This window comes from Enterobacter sp. QK-SA4, assembly GCF_056856775.1.
This window is the reverse complement of the sequence record NZ_JBXFXH010000007.1, coordinates 4,220,450-4,238,367: the sequence shown is the minus strand read 5'-3', so window position 1 is coordinate 4,238,367 and position 17,918 is coordinate 4,220,450. Positions and strand designations below refer to the sequence as shown.

Here is a 17,918-nt window from a genome sequence, read left to right as displayed (position 1 = left end):
CAGGAGCCTCTAAATGGAACAGAATAAAGGTTTTTGGTATGCCGACTGGTCGTTCCCGATCTTCGTTGGCCTGCTCTCCTCCGGCGTTTTCGCCGGGACGCACATGTACTACCTCTACGGCATCGGCGCGTTTAACGAAGTGGCCTTCGTAGCGATGCTAAAAGCGGGGATCGATACCGGCGTCTACGGCGCGGTGGCGGCGTTCGGCGCGAGCTTCCTGTTCGCCCGTATTATCGAAGGGTCGCTGGTCGGTATTCTCGACATCGGCGGCGCCATCCAGACCGGCGTGGGCCTCGGCGTTCCGGCGCTGCTGCTGGGCGCGGGGATCATGTTCCCGGTGACCAACTTCATTGCCGCGCTGATTACCGGCCTGGTGATTGGTCTGGCGATTGGCTACGTCATCATCCTGGCGCGTAAGTTCACCATCAACCAGAGCAACTCCACCTACGGCGCAGACGTGATGATGGGCGCGGGCAACGCCTCCGGCCGCTTCCTCGGGCCGTTGATTATCCTCAGCGCCATGACCGCCTCCATTCCTATCGGCGTCGGTTCCCTGCTGGGGGCGCTGGTGTTCTACATCTGGCAGAAGCCGATCACCGGTGGCGCCATTCTCGGCGCGATGCTGTTGGGCTGGCTGTTCCCGGTCGCCCTTTAATACCCGCGGGCGCTCCGGCGCCCGCCTTTTCAGGAGATCCTCATGTTTGATTTACTCCTGCGCCGTGCGCGCCTCGCCGACGATACCCTGACCGATATCGCCATTCAGGACGGGAAGATCGCGGCGCTGGGCGAGATTGACGCTCCCGCGCATAAAACGGTTGAGCTGAACGGCGACGTGTTCGTCAGCGCAGGCTGGATTGACTCCCACGTTCACTGTTACCCGAACTCCCCGATTTACCACGACGAGCCGGACAGCGTGGGTATTGCCACCGGCGTCACCTCCGTAGTGGACGCGGGCAGTACCGGTGCCGACGACGTGGATGATTTCTATAAAATCACCCGCAGCGCCTCCACTGAGGTATTTGCCCTGCTGAATATCTCCCGCGTGGGGCTGATTGCCCAGAACGAGCTGGCCAACATGGCGAATATCGACGCCGACGCGGTGAAGCAGGCGGTGAAGCGCCACCCTGATTTTATCGTCGGCCTGAAGGCGCGCATGAGCAGCAGCGTGGTCGGTGAAAACGGCATCACGCCGCTGGAGCGCGCCAAAGCCATCCAGAAAGAGAACGGCGACCTGCCGCTGATGGTGCACATCGGCAACAACCCGCCGAACCTCGACGAAATTGCCGAGCTGCTGAGCTCCGGTGACATCATCACCCACTGCTACAACGGCAAGCCCAACCGCATTCTGACGCCCTCCGGCGAGCTGCGCGCCTCCATCACCTCCGCCCTGAAGCGCGGCGTGCGTCTGGACGTCGGTCACGGCACGGCGAGCTTCAGCTTTGAGGTGGCGAAACGCGCCATCGCGATGGGCATTCTGCCGCACACCATCAGCTCGGATATCTACTGCCGCAACCGCATCAACGGTCCTGTCGGCTCGCTGGCAAGCGTGATGTCGAAGTTTCTCGCCATCGGCATGTCGCTGCCGCAGGTGATTGACTGCGTGACTGCGAACGCCGCCGACGGCCTGCGCCTGGCGCGCAAGGGCCGCATTCAGCCGGGTCTCGACGCCGACCTGACGCTGTTCACGATTAAACGCCAGCCGACGGTGCTGACGGATGCCGAAAACGACAGCCTGCAGGCTGAACACATTCTGGTGCCGCTTGCCGCGATCCGCGCGGGCAAGGGCTACATGACCGAACAAGGGAGCACGGAACATGCCTTCGATTTATGAGAAGTACAACTTAAAGCAGGTGATCAATACCTCCGGCCGCATGACGGCGCTGGGCGTCTCCACGCCGCGCCCGGAAGTGGTGCAGGCGGCGATGGACGGCATGAATCACTATTTCGAGATGAAGGATCTGGTCAATAAAACCGGGGAATACATCGCGAAGCTGCTGGATGTGGAAGGCGCGACGGTGGTTTCCTGCGCGTCGGCGGGCATAGCCCAGTCGGTGGCGGCGGTGCTGGTCAAAGACAGCGACTGGCTGCTGGAAAACCTGCACGTGACCCCGATTGAGAACAACGAAATCGTCCTGCCGAAAGGCCACAACGTAAACTTTGGCGCGCCGGTGGGCACCATGGTGGCGCTGGGCGGCGGCAAGCTGGTGGAGGCGGGCTACGCCAACGAATGCTCTGCCGATCAGCTGGCGGCGGCGATCACCCCGCGCACGGCGGCGATCCTCTACATCAAATCGCACCACTGCGTGCAGAAAAGCATGCTCAGCGTCGGGCAGGCGGCGGTGGTGGCGCGCAAGCACGATCTCCCGCTGATCGTCGATGCGGCGGCGGAAGAAGATTTGCACGCGTACTACCGATCCGGCGCCGATCTGGTGATCTACAGCGGCGCGAAGGCGATTGAAGGCCCAACCAGCGGGCTGGTGATCGGCAAAACCCAGTACGTTGAGTGGGTGAAGCGTCAGACCGCGGGCATTGGCCGCGCGATGAAGGTGGGTAAAGAGGGGATCCTCGGCCTGACCTGCGCCATCGAGCACTACCTGACGGCGACCAAAGAGAGCGGGGCCGAGATGGTGGCGAAGATGACGCCGTTTATCGAGGCGCTCAACACCCTGAACGGCGTGACCGCGCGCGTGGTCTGGGACAGCGCCGGTCGCGATATCGCCCGTACCGAGATTAAGTTCGACGAAGCCACGACCGGCGTCGGCACGGGCGATCTGGTGGCGAAGCTCAAGCAGGGCGAATACGCCATTTACTTCCGTGGCTACAAGGCCAACGAAGGGATTATCGAGGCGGACGTGCGCAGCGTGAATGCTGACCAGCTGAACATCGTGTACCGCCGCATTAGCGAAGTATTAGGACAGGAGAAAAACGCATGAAACTGACCCCTAACTTTTACCGTGACCGCGTCTGCCTGAACGTGCTGGCAGGATCGAAAGCCAACGCCAGCGCCATTTACGAGGCGGCGGAAGGTCACGTGCTGGTGGGCGTGCTCTCCAAAAATTACCCGGACGTGGCGAGCGCCGTTGCCGATATGCGTGAATACGCCGCGCTGATTGAGAACGCCCTCTCCGTTGGGCTGGGCGCGGGCGATCCGAACCAGTCTGCTATGGTGAGTGAAATCTCCCGTCAGGTGCAGCCGCAGCACGTTAACCAGGTCTTTACCGGCGTGGCCACCAGCCGCGCGCTGCTGGGGCAGAATGAGTCGGTGGTCAACGGTCTGGTCTCTCCAACCGGCACCGTCGGGATGGTCAAAATCTCCACCGGACCGCTGAGCAGCAACGCTCCGGACGGCATTGTGCTGGTTGAAACCGCGATTGCCCTGCTGAAGGATTTCGGCGGCAGCTCCATCAAATACTTCCCGATGGGCGGCCTGAAGTGCCGTGACGAGTACAAAGCGGTGGCGGAAGCCTGCGCCCGTCACGACTTCTGGCTGGAGCCGACCGGAGGTATCGATCTGGAAAACTATGAGGAGATCCTGCAGATCGCCCTCGACGCGGGCGTGAGCAAAATCATCCCGCATATCTACAGCTCGATTATCGACAAAGCCAGCGGCGATACGCGCCCGGAAGACGTGCGTACGCTGCTGGAAATGACGAAGAAGCTGGTGAAGTAGTATCTGCCCTCACCCTAAACCTCTCCCTTTGGGAGAGGGCAGGGGTGAGGGAAAACAAACCGCACAAACCTGAAGGAGCCACCATGCATACCCGTACCCTGCTTGTTGCTTCACTCTCAATGTTCGCCACCGCCGCTATCGCCCAGACGCAGTACGCCTGGGTGGGTACCTATAATCCCAACGGCGAAGGGCTGTACCGCTTTACCGTTGACCCGCAAAGCGGCGCGCTGGCGAATAAAACGCTGGTGAGCAGGCTGCCGAACGCCGCGCAGCTGGCCGTCTCGCACGACGGCAAAACGCTGTATCTGGCAAGCGAAGTGGAGCAGGGCGTGGTGCAGGCGCTGCGGGTGGGGGATAACGGCCAGCTGAGCGAGCTGAATCAGGTGGCCTCCGGCGGCGCGGGGCCGGTTTACCTGTCGCTGACGCCGAATGGTCGCCATCTGCTGTTGGCAAACTACGTCAGCGGATCGATTGCCGTTCTGCCGGTCAAAGCCGATGGCAGCTTGGGTGATGCCACGGACAAACATCAGGATCAGGGCGAACCGGGTGCGGCGAAGCCGGAAGCGGCAGCGGAGGGCAGCTTTGCCATCAGCGATCATAACGGCCCACACGCGCACATGATCGCCGCCGATCCGAGCGGGAAATACGTCTTTTCCACCGATCTTGGGCTGGATCGCCTCTACCAGTACCGTTTTGACGATCGAACAGGGAAGCTGACGCCGAACGATCCGCCGTTTATCAACGCCTCCTCAAAAGGCGCCGGGCCGCGCCACTTTGTCTTTACGCCAAAAGGCGATGCCCTGTGGCTGATTAACGAAGAGGCGTCTACGCTCACCCATTATACCGTGAGCGCCAACGGCACCTTAAAAGAGGGCAAAACGCTTTCAGCCCTGCCGGAAGGCTACAAAGGCACCAGCTTTGCTGCCGGGCTCGCATTAAGCGCCGACGGTAAACAGCTGTATGTGGCTAACCGTTTGCATAACAGCATCGGGCACTTTACCGTAACAGCGGAGGGAACGCTGACGCATCAGGACGACGTCTGGACGCGCGGCGACTACCCGCGCACCCTGACGCTCGATAAGCAGGGGCGCTGGCTGTACGTCATGAACCAGCGCAGCGACAACATCACCCGTTTCCGCGTGGCGCAGGGCGGGAAATTGAGCTTCGAGCCAGACTATACCCCGGTCGGCAGCCCATCCCAGATGGTCATTTCACCTTAAGCTGTAATAAGAGGACAAGCCCGTGCGATTTCCGAACCAACGTTTAGCGCAACTGTTCGATCTGTTGCAAAACGAGACGCTGCCGCAGGACGAGCTGGCGCAGCGGCTGTCGGTCTCCACGCGAACCGTCCGTGCCGATATCACCGCCCTGAACGCGCTGCTGGCAGGCCACGGCGCGCAGTTTATATTGAGCCGGGGCAACGGCTATCAGCTCAAAATTGATGATGCCCAGCGTTACCAGCAGCTGCAGGCATCCCACCCGCGCGCGCTGCGTATTCCCCGGACCGGGCCGGAGCGCGTGCACTATCTGGTGGTGCGTTTTCTCACCTCGGCGTTTTCTCTTAAGCTTGAGGATCTGGCGGACGAGTGGTTTGTCAGCCGCGCCACGCTGCAAAGCGACATGGCCGAAGTCCGCGAGTGGTTCCACCGCTATAACCTGACGCTGGAAACGCGTCCTCGCCACGGCATGAAGCTGTTTGGCAGCGAGATGTCGACCCGCGCCTGCCTGACCGATCTGCTCTGGGAGCTTGCGCAGCAGGACAGCCTGAACCCGCTGGTGACCGACGTGGCGCTGAATGCAGGCGTGGCGGAGCAGATGGTGCCCGTGCTGCACGAGGCGCTGACGCGTCATCACATCCGTCTGACAGACGAAGGCGAGCTGTTCCTGCGCCTGTACTGCGCGGTGTCGGTGCGGCGCATCAGCGAGGGCTATCCGCTGCCGGAATTCCACGCCGAAGACGTGGAAGAGAACGTGCGCGAGGCGGCGAAGGATATCGCCGTCACTATCCAGCAGCTGGCGGGCAAAGCGCTTTCACCTTCGGAGGAGAGCTGGCTGTGCGTGCACATTGCGGCGCGGCAGATTCAGGAGATTGCCCCGAGCGCAATTAACGCGGATGACGACGAAGCGCTGGTCAACTACATCCTGCGCTATATCAACACCCACTATAACTACAATCTGCTGAGCGACGCGCAGCTGCACGCGGACCTGCTCACGCACATCAAAACCATGATCACCCGCGTGCGGTATCAAATCATGATCCCCAATCCGCTGCTGGATAACATCAAGCAGCACTACCCGATGGCGTGGGATATGACCCTCGCGGCGGTGTCGAGCTGGGGAAAATACACGCCGTACGTGATCAGCGAAAACGAGATTGGTTTCCTGGTGCTGCATATCGGCGTCGGGCTGGAGCGCCACTACAACATCGGCTACCAGCGTCAGCCGCGCGTGCTGCTGGTGTGCGACGCAGGTAATGCCATGGTCCGCATGATTGAAGCGGTGCTACAGCGCAAGTACCCGCAAATTGAGGTGGCCCGCACGCTCACCCTGCGCGAGTACGAGCTGGCGGAAACGATTAGCGAAGACTTTGTGATCGCCACCGCCCGCGTCAGCGAAAAGTCCAAACCGGTGGTGACGATCGCCCCGTTCCCGACCGATTACCAGTTAGAGCAGATCGGCAAGCTGGTGCTGGTGGACCGCACCCGCCCGTGGATGCTGGATAAATACTTCGACGCGGCCCATTTCCGCATTATCGACAAGCCCGTTGACCAGCAAACGCTGTTTCGCGAGCTGTGCGCGCAGCTTGAAGGCGAGGGGTTTGTCGGCGCGGAGTTCCTGGATTCGGTCGTTGAGCGTGAAGCCATCGTCAGCACCATGCTCGGCGACGGCATCGCGCTGCCGCACTCCCTCGGCCTTTTAGCGCAGAAAACCGTGGTCTATACCGTCCTCGCCCCGCACGGCGTACAGTGGGGCGACGAAACCGCGCACGTCATCTTCCTGCTCGCCATCAGCAAAAGCGAATACGAAGAGGCGATGGCGATTTACGATATCTTCGTCACCTTCCTGCGTGAACGGGCGATGTCGCGGCTCTGTAGCTGCAGTGACTTTGCCGAATTTAAGGCGGTGGCAATGGAGAGTTTGAGTCGGTTTTGAGAGGCGTTATCCAGAATTCGATGTAATGCGAATGTAATGCTAAACTGCATTACACATTCGATTTTACCGGAGGCATAATGGCCACGCTGAACGTCCGTCTGGATGACAAACTCAAAAACGAGGCTTATGCCGTGCTGGAAAAACTCAATATCACCCCAACGGAAGCCGTGCGATTACTGTTTCAGTACGTCGCGGAGACGGGACGTATGCCGGTGAAAACGGTCACGATTAGCGACAGCGAAGATGCGCTGATACAGACGGTCCGGGAGCGACTGGCGAATCCGCAAAAGGGAATCAAGGTTAGTCTGGATGACTTATGAACTGGCATTTGACCCGAGGGCGTTAAAGGAGTGGAGCAAGCTGGGGCAGACTGTAAAAGGCCAGTTTAAGAAGAAACTTGCGGACGTGCTGGTGAACCCCAGGGTCGAATCGGCCCGCCTGCATGGTCTGCCGGATTGCTACAAAATAAAACTCAGAACGCAGGGTTATCGTTTGGTCTATCAGGTTCAGGACAACGTTGTAACGGTATTTGTTATCGCTATCGGTAAGCGAGAGAAATCAGCCGTTTATCATGATGCAAACAAACGGCTTTAGCGATCATCGTAAATGGTGCACAACCTGATTGCTGCTGCCGCGCCAGATGAGCGCCGGGTCTTTTAAATCTTGCACAAACTTGCCGTCAACCAGGACGTTAATCAGATCCACCACTTCCATTTGCTGCGCGTTCAGCTCATCCAGCCTGTAGCCTGTCCAGACCCAGATATCTTTTCCCGGACACTCTCCCCGAATGCGCTTCACCAGCTTCAGGATATCCGGCACGTTTTGCGGGTGCAGGGGGTCGCCGCCGGAGAGCGAGATCCCCTGGCGTTTGATGCGCGTGTCGTTAAGGTCGTTGACGATCCGGTCTTCCATTTCGGCGGTGAACGGCATGCCGGAATTCAGGCGCCAGGTGCTTTTGTTATAGCAGCCGGGGCATTCGTGGACGCAGCCTGAGACGAACAGGGTGCAGCGGGTGCCGGGACCGTTGACGATGTCGACGGGGTAGTATTGATGATATCGCATAGAAAATGTCCAGAGAATTTGTGCGCGCTGATGCCCTCACCCCGACCCTCTCCCACAGGGAGAGGGAGAAAACCGGCGGCCGGAATAACAATGTGCTCGATCGGTCCCCTCTCCCTTGAGGGAGAGGGGTAGGGTGAGGGGTAGAACCCTGCGCAGAACTTACCCGATCTGCCCATTCCCCAAATGCTTCACGCGACGCTTCACCTCTTCCTGCTTGCCGGCGTTAAACGGACGCGCGTCCGGGCTGCCGAGATATCCGCATACGCGACGGGTCACGGAGACGCGAGCCGCATCGTGGTTGCCGCATTTCGGGCAGGTAAAGCCTTTGCTCGTACACTCAAACTCGCCGGTAAAGCCGCACTCGTAGCACTCGTCGATTGGCGTGTTGGTCCCGTAATACGGCACGTGCTGATAGCTGTAATCCCACACGTCTTCCAGCGCCTTCAGGTTGTGCTGAATGTTCGGGTACTCGCCGTAGCAGATGAAGCCGCCGCTGGCGATCGGCGGATACGCCGCTTCGAAGTCGATCTTGTCGTACGGGTTCACCTTTTTCTCCACGTCGAGGTGGAAGCTGTTGGTGTAATACCCTTTGTCGGTCACGCCTTCCACAATCCCGAACTCGGCGGTGTCCAGACGGCAGAAGCGGTCGCACAGGTTCTCGCTCGGCGTACTGTAGAGGCTAAACCCGTAGCCGGTTTCCTCTTTCCACTGATCAACCGCGTCGCGCAGGCGCTGAACGATGGCGATGCCTTTTTCGCGCAGGGCCTCGCTGTCGTACATATGCGTATCGCCCGCCAATGCGTTGATGGTCTCGTGAATACCGATGTAGCCCAGCGAAATCGACGCGCGGCCGTTTTTGAAGATCTCAGACACGTCATCGTCCGCTTTCAGGCGCACTCCGCAGGCTCCTTCCATATAGAGGATCGGCGCGACGCGGGCTTTGACCCCTTCAAGGCGCGCAATGCGGGTCATCAGCGCCTTACGCGCCAGCTGCAGACGCTCGTCCAGCAGCGTCCAGAATTCCGCTTCATTGCCTTTCGCCTCCAGCGCGATGCGCGGCAGGTTCAGGCTGATAACACCCAGGTTGTTGCGCCCGTCGTGGATCTGCTCGCCGTTTTCATCTTCGTACACGCCGAGGAAGCTGCGGCAGCCCATTGGTGTTTTAAACGAACCGGTCACTTTGACGACCTGATCGTAGTTCAGGATGTCCGGGTACATGCGCTTGCTCGCGCACTCCAGCGCCAGCTGTTTGATGTCGTAGTTCGGATCGCCAAACTTGTGGTTCAGGCCGTCGCGGATAGCGAATACCAGTTTCGGGAACACCGCCGTTTTGCGGTTCTTGCCGAGGCCGGAAATGCGGTTGCGCAGGATGGACTGCTGGATCAGGCGTGATTCCCAGCTGGTGCCCAGACCAAACCCGAAGGTTACAAACGGCGTCTGGCCGTTGGCGGTGTGCAGCGTGTTCACTTCATACTCCAGCGACTGGAAGGCGTCGTAGCACTCTTTCTCGGTGCGGGAGTGCGCGTAGCCGTCGGCGTCTGGGATCTGCCACTCTTCGGCCGTTTTACGATGCTTGTTGAAGCTTGCCGTCACGAACGGGGCCAGCACTTCATCAATGCGGTTAATCGTGGTGCCGCCATAAATATGGCTGGCGACCTGGGCGATAATCTGCGCGGTGACGGCAGTGGCCGTGGAGATTGATTTAGGCGGTTCAATCTCGGCGTTACCCATTTTAAAACCGTGGGTCAGCATGCCTTTCAGGTCGATCAGCATGCAGTTGAACATCGGGAAGAACGGCGAATAGTCGAGATCGTGGTAGTGAATTTCACCGCGCTCGTGCGCCGACACCACGTCGCGCGGCAGCAGGTGCTGACGGGCATAGTGTTTGGCGACGATACCGGCCAGCAGGTCGCGCTGGGTCGGGATCACTTTGCTGTCTTTGTTGGCGTTTTCATTGAGCAGGGCGGAGTTGGTCTGCTCCACCAGGCCACGGATCTCCTGGTTCAGACGACCGCGCTTCTCACGCTGCACGTCACGATCGTGACGGTACTCAATGTAGGCACGCGCCAGCTGCTTGTAAGGCCCCGCCATCAGCTGGTTCTCAACCGCGGTCTGGATCTCGTTGATATCGACCTGGCTGCGTTCGTTCATCTGGCTGCTAACGACTTCTGCGACGGTGGCGCAGTAATCTGCGTCATCGACTCCCGCTGCTTTAGCTGCACGCAGAATGGCTTCCTGGATGCGCTCTGATTTAAACGGCACTTTACAGCCATCACGTTTCATCACATGCGGTGTCATGATCACTCCATTTTTTGAAAACAGGTTATCCACAGAGGTGGAGAAGTAATAACCGGGCGTATTCCCCGCCGGGCCAAAGACTTCCCGCGTTCCCAGCTCGTGTTATCCACAATTCCGGCCAGCGTAAGCGCCGTCTTGTTGTTGGAATAGTAGACGATAAATACAAGATGTTGGGTCGGTGTGCATTTTAAGTGCTACATATAGTGATTTGCATCAAACATGTTTGCGATTTATTTGATGCAGAACAAAGTAAAAAGACGAGAGTACAAACGACGGGCGCTTCAGCGATTGTAAAGGCGCGCGAGAAAAATCTGATTAATTATTCAACAAAAACAGCAAAGTAAGCCGGGTGCTGAGCCGCACCCGGCAGGGAAAGTTACTGCTGCAACCACCAGACGGCTTCAAACGGACGGAGTGACGTCGTTTGCGGTGCCGGGTAGTTACTCATCAGCGCCTGCGACTTATCGCTGAGAGCCTCTGTCTGCCATTCCTGCGGCCTAGGACTCAGGTTCGCCGCTACCATCAGCGTCTGCCCCTGCCACTGACGACGGTAACACCAGAGGTAAGGATGCTCCGGCAGGAGATCCTCATAATCTCCCCACGTCAGCACAGGCAGGGTTTTACGCAGGCCGATCAGCGACTGGTAGGTGTAGAACACCGAATCCGGGTCGTCGAGCGCGGCGCGGGCGTTCACCGTCTCGTAGTTATCGCAGACGCCAATCCACGGCTCGCCCTCGGTAAAGCCCGCATTGTGCGACGCGTCCCACTGCATTGGGGTTCGTCCGTTATCACGGGACTTACTCGCCAGAATCGCCAGTAATTCATCCGGCTCGCGGCCGTTGGCGCGCAGTTCGGCGAACATGTTCAGGCTCTCCACGTCGCGGTAATCGGTGATGCGGCTGAAGTGCGGGTTGGTCATCCCCAGCTCTTCGCCCTGGTAGATATACGGCGTGCCCTGCATGCCGTGCAGCACCATGCCGAGCATCTTCGCGGCCTGTACGCGGTATTCTCCTTCGTCACCAAAGCGTGACACGATGCGCGGCTGATCGTGGTTACACCAGAACAGCGCGTTCCAGGCCCTGTTGTGCATGCCCTGCTGCCAGTGGCGGAAGAGGGTTTTCAGCGCCACGAAGTCCGGCTTTGCCTTCGTCCACTTTTCGCCGCCGGGGTAGTCCACCTTCAGGTGATGGAAGTTAAAGGTCATCGACAGCTCGCTGCCGTCGAGCGAGGCGTACTGCTGGCAGTTCTCCAGCGAGGTCGAGGACATCTCGCCCACCGTCATCAGGTTGCGCGGGGTGAAGACGTCCCGGCTCATCTCCTGCAGATATTCGTGAACGCGCGGCCCGTCGGTATAGAAGCGGCGGCCGTCTCCGGTGTTGTCGTCCGGGAAATCCTGATCTTTTGAAATCAGGTTAATCACGTCGAGACGCAAGCCGTCCACGCCGCGATCGGCCCAGAACTCGCACACCTTTTTCAGCTCGGCGCGCACTTCAGGGTTTTCCCAGTTGAGGTCCGCCTGCTCCGGGGCGAACAGGTGCAGATAGTACTGCTCGCTCTCGGCGTGCCAGCGCCAGGCGTTGCCGCCAAACTTGGAGCGCCAGTTGTTGGGAAGCTGCTCCGGCGTGCCGTCGCGCCAGATGTAGAACTGGCGGTACGGGCTCGCTTTGTTCAGCGACTCGCGGAACCAGGCGTGCTGCGTGGAGGTGTGGTTAAACACCATATCCAGCACGATGCGGATGCCGCGCTCGTGCGCCCGGGCAACCAGCTCGTCGAAATCATCCAGCGTGCCGTAGGCCGGATCGATGGCGGTGTAATTCGCCACGTCGTAACCGTTATCCACCTGCGGGGAGATATAAAATGGCGTCAGCCAGATGGCGTCGATGCCGAGGATTTTCAGGTAGTCCAGACGCTTCGTCACGCCGCGCAGATCGCCGGTGCCGCTGCCGGTGGTGTCCTGGAAACTCTTTGGGTAAATCTGATAGATGACGCCGTTCTGCCACCAGTGAGGAAGGGTATTCATAATGCGTTCCTGCAAATGCGAAGGGGCGCAACTGCGCCCCGAAAGAAGAAGTTAAACAATCTGCAGCGAGCCCTGACGGAACTTACGCTGGTAAACCACGGTGGTGAGCGCCATTGGGACGATAATCGCGATGGCCATCGCCAGGGCAAACACCTGCCAGTAAGCGGGCTGGATGGAGAGAATGCCCGGCAGGCCGCCGACGCCAATCCCGTTTGCCATTACGCCGTTCAGACCGCACACCAGGCCCGCCAGACCGGAACCGATCATCGCGCAGAGCATCGGGAAGCGGTACTTCAGGTTGATACCGTACATCGCCGGTTCGGTGACGCCGAGGTAGGCAGAGATGGCCGCCGGAACGGAGATCTCACGCTCGTTGTGCTTGCGGCTGACGATGATGATGCCGGTAACCGCCGACGCCTGTGCAATGTTAGACAGGGCGATAATCGGCCAGACCGGCGTGCCGCCGAGGCTCTGGATCATCTGCATATCAATGGCCAGTGTGGTCTGGTGCACGCCGGTGATCACCAGCGGGGCGTACAGGAAGCCAAACAGTGCGGCTCCAATCGGCGCGAAGCTGCCGGTCATCAGGTGACGCACCGCGAAGGCCACGCCGTCGCCGATCATGCGGCCAAACGGACCGATAAAGGCGTGCGCCAGGAACACCGCCAGAATCAGCGAGCAGACCGGCACCACCACCAGATAGAGGTAATCCGGCACGATGCGCTTCAGGCGCGTTTCAATAAAGCCCAGCGCCAGACCCGCCAGCAGGGCCGGAATGACCTGCGCCTGATAGCCCACTTTGGCGATAGTAAACAGGCCGAAGTTCCACACCTCAGGCACCTGCTGACCAAGTAAGTAAGCGTTCATTAACTGTGGAGAGACCAGCGTGACGCCCAGCACGATACCGAGAATCGGCGTGCCGCCCATCTTGCGCACCGCGGACCAGCAAATCCCGACCGGCAGATAGAAGAAGATCGCCTCGCCAATCAGCCACAGGAAATCGTAAACGGTTTTCAGCGCCGGATACATCTGCGCCAGGGTTTTGCCGTCGCTCATCGGTACATCGCCGATGACGTTACGGAAGCCTAAGATTAAGCCCCCGCTGATCAGCGCCGGCAGCAGCGGGAAGAAAATTTCCGCGAAGTGGGAAATCAGCTGCTCGTGCCACTTCATATTCTGGCGCGCGGCCTTCTTCGCCTGCTCTTTATCGGCGGAGGAGTGCCCGGTTGTCGCCAGCAGAGCCTGATAGTAATCGCCCACTTCGGTACCAATAACGACCTGGAACTGCCCGGCGTTGGTGAAGCAGCCTTTGACCATGGAAAGTTCTTCAATGGCCTTCGGGTTGGCTTTGGCCGGATCGTTCAGCACGAAGCGCAGGCGGGTAATGCAATGGCTGACGGTAGCGATGTTTTCGCGGCCACCGACCAGGACGATCAGCCGATCGATATCTGCTTGTTTGACTTTACTCATCATGAAACCTCATGACAGATGGTGAGGGGTGTAATGACCTGAGCGCAAGCCTACTCCTTCAGCGTGACGGCGAAAATGGGAACGTTCCCGAAATCGGGCGAAGATCACAATAATCTGTTTTAGAGGGGTTACGAAAGGTGAGCGGGAATGACGATCTGACGGGGCTCTGAACGCCCGTTTATCTGCTCGATCAGCTGCGCGGCGGCCTGCCTGCCGGACTCGGCGTAGCCCGGATCGACGGTGATAATTTCCGGGTGCAGGAACTTCATCAGCGGCGTGCTGCCGACGCTCGCCACCTGCAGGTTATCGATGCGCTGCTCCTGCAGATATTTGCTCGCACCCAGCGCCAGGGTATCCGTGGCACATACCAGCGCCGTGGTCTGCGGCGTCAGAACGCTGGCGACCTGCTCGTAGCCCTGCTTCATGCCCAGCCCCGGCAGGGAGGCCACGGCGGAGAGATTGTGCTTTTTGCAAAAAGCCAGGTAGGCCTCATGCCGACGCTTGCCGGTGGTGACGTCCGCGTGCGGGACGCCGAGGAAGCTGATGTGGCGATGGCCTTCGTCAAACAGGCGCTGCATCAGGGTGATAATCGCGCCCTCGTCGTCATAGCAGACGGAGGCAAACCCGTGGGCGTCGCGCGCCAGCAGCACCAGCGAAGGCTGCCAGGGTTTCAGCATCTCGTCTTTGATGCCGGTAAAGCCAAACAGCACCACGCCGTCAATGTTGCGCCGCTGGAGCATGCCCAGGTGCTCTTCAACCAGCTGCACAGAAAACTGACTCTCCATCATGATCGGATCATACCCCTGCTCGTAGAAGGCGGGCAGCATGGTCTGCACGGCGAGGTTTTCAGACAGAGAATCCAGACGCGAGACAATGATGGCGACCACTTTATCACTCTGCCCGCGCATGGCGCGCGCGGAGCGGGAAGGGGAAAACCCGTGCTGATTCATGACCGCCTCAACGCGCTCGCGGGTGCGTTCGCTGACGCCGCTTTCGTTGTTCAGCACGCGTGAGACGGTCGATTTCCCCACGCCGCTTAAACGCGCGATGTCTTTAATCGTAAGGCGGTTCTGCATGCTGTATTCCCTGTAACAACGACGATGTAGTGAATTGAGCCTAATGCTATAGCGCGATTTCGCTATGGGCAAAGTCTGGTTTACGTTTGGTTTATTTGCAGGGGGGTATAATACCGCCCGAATCGTCATAAAGGGTATGCCTAAATCCCTGGACTGCGCGGCAACACCCTGTTTTTTTTACTTACCGGAGGCTTCATGGATCCCGATCCCACACCTCTCCTGAACGGGAGAATGCGTTCTTTCCGGTAAGCCAGCTTTTGCTGTCTCACCGGCGTGAGGCAGCAACGTCTTAAACGTTCCTGCTTAAAAAATTAAGTGCCTCTCAGGTACGGCTTCGCCACGCCTGAAGGAATTGCTGCATCCGCCCCGGCGGATGCGGAGGAATGACTATGTTTAAAAATATCACCCGGCAGCTGCAGGCTCTGCTGAGCCGACACCTGCCACACCGTCTTGTTCAGCGCGACCCGCTGCCAAACGCCAAAAACATGGCGGGCGCGGCGATCCCCGCCTCCCTGACCGAACGCTGCCTGAACGTGGCGGCGATGGATGAAAACGAAGTCTGGCGCGCGTTCGGCGGACACCCGGAAGGGCTCAACGCGGCCGAAGTGGAAAAAATCCGCGCCGTGCACGGCGATAACCAGATCCCGGCGCAAAAGCCGTCTCCGTGGTGGGTGCACCTGTGGCTCTGCTACCGCAACCCGTTCAACCTGCTGCTGACCGTGCTCGGCCTTATCTCTTACGCGACGGAAGATCTGTTTGCCGCAGGGGTGATTGCCCTGATGGTGGGTATCTCCACGCTGCTGAACTTTATTCAGGAAGCGCGCTCCACCAAAGCGGCGGACGCCCTGAAGGCGATGGTCAGCAACACCGCGACCGTCTCGCGCGTGATTAACGATCTCGGCGAAAACGCCTGGGTGGAGCTGCCTATCGACCAGCTGGTGCCGGGCGATCTGGTGAAGCTGGCCGCGGGGGACATGATCCCGGCGGATTTACGCATCATCCAGGCGCGCGATTTGTTCGTGGCGCAGGCCTCGCTGACCGGGGAATCCCTACCCGTTGAAAAGGTAGCGCGCAGCCGCGACCCGCAGCAGATGAACCCGCTCGAGTGTGACACCCTGTGCTTTATGGGCACCACGGTGGTCAGCGGCACCGCGCAGGCGATTGTCACCGCCACCGGGGGCAACACCTGGTTTGGACAGCTTGCCGGGCGCGTCAGCGAGCAGGAGAGCGAGCCGAATGCCTTCCAGAAAGGGATTGGCCGCGTCAGCATGCTGCTGATCCGCTTTATGATGGTGATGACGCCGATCGTGCTGCTGATCAACGGCTACACCAAAGGCGACTGGTGGGAAGCGGCCCTGTTTGCGCTCTCCGTGGCCGTTGGCCTGACGCCGGAAATGCTGCCGATGATTGTCACCTCCACGCTGGCGCGCGGGGCGGTGAAGCTCTCTAAACAGAAAGTGATCGTTAAACACCTCGACGCCATCCAGAACTTTGGCGCGATGGACATCCTCTGCACCGATAAAACCGGCACCCTGACGCAGGACAAAATCGTGCTGGAGAACCACACCGATATCTCCGGCAAAACCAGCGAGCGCGTCCTGCACAGCGCGTGGCTGAACAGCCATTACCAGACCGGGCTGAAAAACCTGCTCGACGTCGCGGTGCTGGAAGGGGTGGACGAGGAATCCGCCCGCACGCTCTCCGGCCGCTGGCAGAAGGTGGATGAGATCCCGTTCGACTTCGAGCGCCGCCGCATGTCGGTGGTGGTGAGCGAGCAGACGGACGTGCACCAGCTGATCTGCAAAGGGGCGCTGCAGGAGATCCTCAACGTGTCGACGCAGGTTCGCTATAACGGCGACATCGTGCCGCTGGACGACACCATGCTGCGCCGCATCAAGCGCGTCACCGACAACCTGAACCGTCAGGGGCTGCGCGTGGTGGCGGTCGCGAGCAAGTTCCTGCCCGCGCGCGAGGGTGACTATCAGCGTATCGATGAATCCGATCTGATCCTCGAGGGCTACATCGCCTTCCTCGATCCGCCGAAAGAGACCACCGCGCCGGCGCTGAAGGCGCTGAAGGCGAGCGGTATTACCGTCAAAATTCTCACCGGCGACAGCGAGCTGGTGGCGGCCAAAGTGTGCCATGAAGTGGGGCTGGACGCGGGCGACGTGGTGGTGGGGAGCGATATTGAGCACCTGTCCGACGATGAGCTGGCGAAGCTTGCCCAGCGTACCACGCTGTTTGCCCGCCTGACGCCGATGCACAAAGAGCGCATCGTCACCCTGCTTAAGCGCGAAGGACACGTGGTGGGCTTTATGGGAGACGGCATCAACGACGCGCCCGCGCTGCGTGCGGCGGACATCGGTATTTCCGTCGATGGCGCGGTGGACATCGCCCGCGAAGCGGCGGATATCATCCTGCTGGAAAAGAGCCTGATGGTGCTGGAGGAAGGCGTGATCGAAGGTCGCCGTACCTTTGCCAACATGCTCAAGTACATCAAAATGACCGCCAGCTCCAACTTCGGTAACGTCTTCAGCGTGCTGGTGGCGAGCGCGTTTCTGCCGTTCCTGCCGATGCTGCCGCTGCACCTGCTGATCCAGAACCTGATGTACGACGTGTCTCAGGTAGCGATCCCGTTTGATAACGTCGACGACGAGCAGATCCAGAAGCCGCAGCACTGGAACCCGGCGGATCTCGGGCGCTTTATGCTGTTCTTTGGGCCGATCAGCTCCATCTTCGACATCCTGACCTTCTGCCTGATGTGGTTTGTGTTCCACGCCAACACCCCGGAACACCAGACGCTGTTCCAGTCCGGCTGGTTTGTGGTAGGTCTGCTGTCGCAGACGCTGATTGTGCATATGATCCGTACCCGCCGCATTCCGTTCATCCAGAGCCGTGCCGCATGGCCGCTGATTGTGATGACGGGCATTGTGATGGCGCTCGGTATCGCGCTGCCGTTCTCGCCGCTTGCAGGCTACCTGCAGCTGCAGGCGCTGCCGCTGAGCTACTTCCCGTGGCTGGTGGCAATCCTTGCGGGCTATATGGTGCTGACGCAGATGGTGAAAGGATTCTATGCGCGTCGGTATGGATGGCAGTAAAAACATATCCTCACCCTAACCCTCTCCCTGGAAGGGAGAGGGGACCGCTCGGTGCCGCCTTTCACCCTCGC

14 protein-coding genes are annotated in these 17,918 nt (G+C 59.6%); 9 read left to right on the top strand and 5 right to left on the bottom strand.

The features are described 5' to 3' along the window. Nucleotides 1-13 precede the first annotated feature (13 nt). The 8 genes from AC1VYI_RS22025 (at nucleotide 14) to AC1VYI_RS21990 (ending at nucleotide 7,417) form a co-directional block, all read left to right on the top strand. Nucleotides 14-655 (top strand): DUF4310 family protein, encoded by a 642-nt coding sequence (locus tag AC1VYI_RS22025; protein ID WP_023310183.1) that lies wholly within the window; start codon nucleotides 14-16, stop codon nucleotides 653-655. 42 nt (nucleotides 656-697) lie between these two features. Continuing rightward, entirely contained in the window at nucleotides 698-1,831 is a 1,134-nt protein-coding gene (locus AC1VYI_RS22020) for an amidohydrolase/deacetylase family metallohydrolase (protein WP_134866855.1), read from the top strand. Next, entirely contained in the window at nucleotides 1,815-2,933 is a 1,119-nt protein-coding gene (locus tag AC1VYI_RS22015) for a DgaE family pyridoxal phosphate-dependent ammonia lyase (RefSeq protein WP_059445136.1), read from the top strand. Before AC1VYI_RS22020 ends, AC1VYI_RS22015 begins: the two co-directional genes overlap by 17 nt. Beyond that, nucleotides 2,930-3,670, top strand: a complete 741-nt coding sequence (gene dagF, locus AC1VYI_RS22010; protein ID WP_134866854.1) for a 2-dehydro-3-deoxy-phosphogluconate aldolase — start codon at nucleotides 2,930-2,932, stop codon at nucleotides 3,668-3,670. The genes AC1VYI_RS22015 and dagF overlap by 4 nt, the downstream gene beginning before the upstream one ends. An 83-nt stretch (nucleotides 3,671-3,753) precedes the next feature. Continuing rightward, nucleotides 3,754-4,890: a lactonase family protein gene (locus AC1VYI_RS22005; RefSeq protein WP_047742997.1), complete on the top strand. Its 1,137-nt coding sequence runs from the start codon at nucleotides 3,754-3,756 to the stop codon at nucleotides 4,888-4,890. Between the two features lie 22 nt (nucleotides 4,891-4,912). Continuing rightward, on the top strand, nucleotides 4,913-6,823 hold the full coding sequence (locus AC1VYI_RS22000) for a BglG family transcription antiterminator (RefSeq protein ID WP_023310188.1): 1,911 nt from the start codon (nucleotides 4,913-4,915) through the stop codon (nucleotides 6,821-6,823). A gap of 77 nt (nucleotides 6,824-6,900) precedes the next feature. Further along, the gene (locus AC1VYI_RS21995; protein ID WP_008501400.1) at nucleotides 6,901-7,143 is read left to right on the top strand and encodes a type II toxin-antitoxin system RelB/DinJ family antitoxin; all 243 of its coding nucleotides are present in this window, start codon (nucleotides 6,901-6,903) and stop codon (nucleotides 7,141-7,143) included. Beyond that, nucleotides 7,133-7,417 (top strand): type II toxin-antitoxin system RelE family toxin, encoded by a 285-nt coding sequence (locus tag AC1VYI_RS21990; protein ID WP_047742994.1) that lies wholly within the window; start codon nucleotides 7,133-7,135, stop codon nucleotides 7,415-7,417. The genes AC1VYI_RS21995 and AC1VYI_RS21990 overlap by 11 nt, the downstream gene beginning before the upstream one ends. Before the next feature lie 3 nt (nucleotides 7,418-7,420). Here AC1VYI_RS21990 and nrdG read toward each other — a convergent pair whose 3' ends face one another. The 5 genes from nrdG to treR form a co-directional block, all read right to left on the bottom strand. Beyond that, nucleotides 7,421-7,885, bottom strand: a complete 465-nt coding sequence (nrdG, locus tag AC1VYI_RS21985) for an anaerobic ribonucleoside-triphosphate reductase-activating protein (protein ID WP_047742993.1) — start codon at nucleotides 7,883-7,885, stop codon at nucleotides 7,421-7,423. A 159-nt stretch (nucleotides 7,886-8,044) separates the two neighbouring features. Next, nucleotides 8,045-10,183 (bottom strand): anaerobic ribonucleoside-triphosphate reductase, encoded by a 2,139-nt coding sequence (gene nrdD / locus AC1VYI_RS21980; protein ID WP_023310191.1) that lies wholly within the window; start codon nucleotides 10,181-10,183, stop codon nucleotides 8,045-8,047. 376 nt (nucleotides 10,184-10,559) lie between these two features. After that, nucleotides 10,560-12,203, bottom strand: a complete 1,644-nt coding sequence (gene treC / locus AC1VYI_RS21975) for an alpha,alpha-phosphotrehalase (RefSeq protein ID WP_482882859.1) — start codon at nucleotides 12,201-12,203, stop codon at nucleotides 10,560-10,562. A 51-nt stretch (nucleotides 12,204-12,254) separates the two neighbouring features. After that, complete coding sequence (treB, locus tag AC1VYI_RS21970; protein ID WP_029739268.1) at nucleotides 12,255-13,673, bottom strand: PTS trehalose transporter subunit IIBC; 1,419 nt, start codon at nucleotides 13,671-13,673, stop codon at nucleotides 12,255-12,257. A gap of 128 nt (nucleotides 13,674-13,801) precedes the next feature. After that, nucleotides 13,802-14,749: a trehalose operon repressor TreR gene (gene treR / locus AC1VYI_RS21965; protein ID WP_023310194.1), complete on the bottom strand. Its 948-nt coding sequence runs from the start codon at nucleotides 14,747-14,749 to the stop codon at nucleotides 13,802-13,804. A gap of 389 nt (nucleotides 14,750-15,138) precedes the next feature. On the opposite strand from treR, the gene mgtA reads away from it, so the two are divergent. After that, nucleotides 15,139-17,847, top strand: a complete 2,709-nt coding sequence (gene mgtA, locus AC1VYI_RS21960; protein ID WP_047174645.1) for a magnesium-translocating P-type ATPase — start codon at nucleotides 15,139-15,141, stop codon at nucleotides 17,845-17,847. Nucleotides 17,848-17,918: the final 71 nt, after the last annotated feature.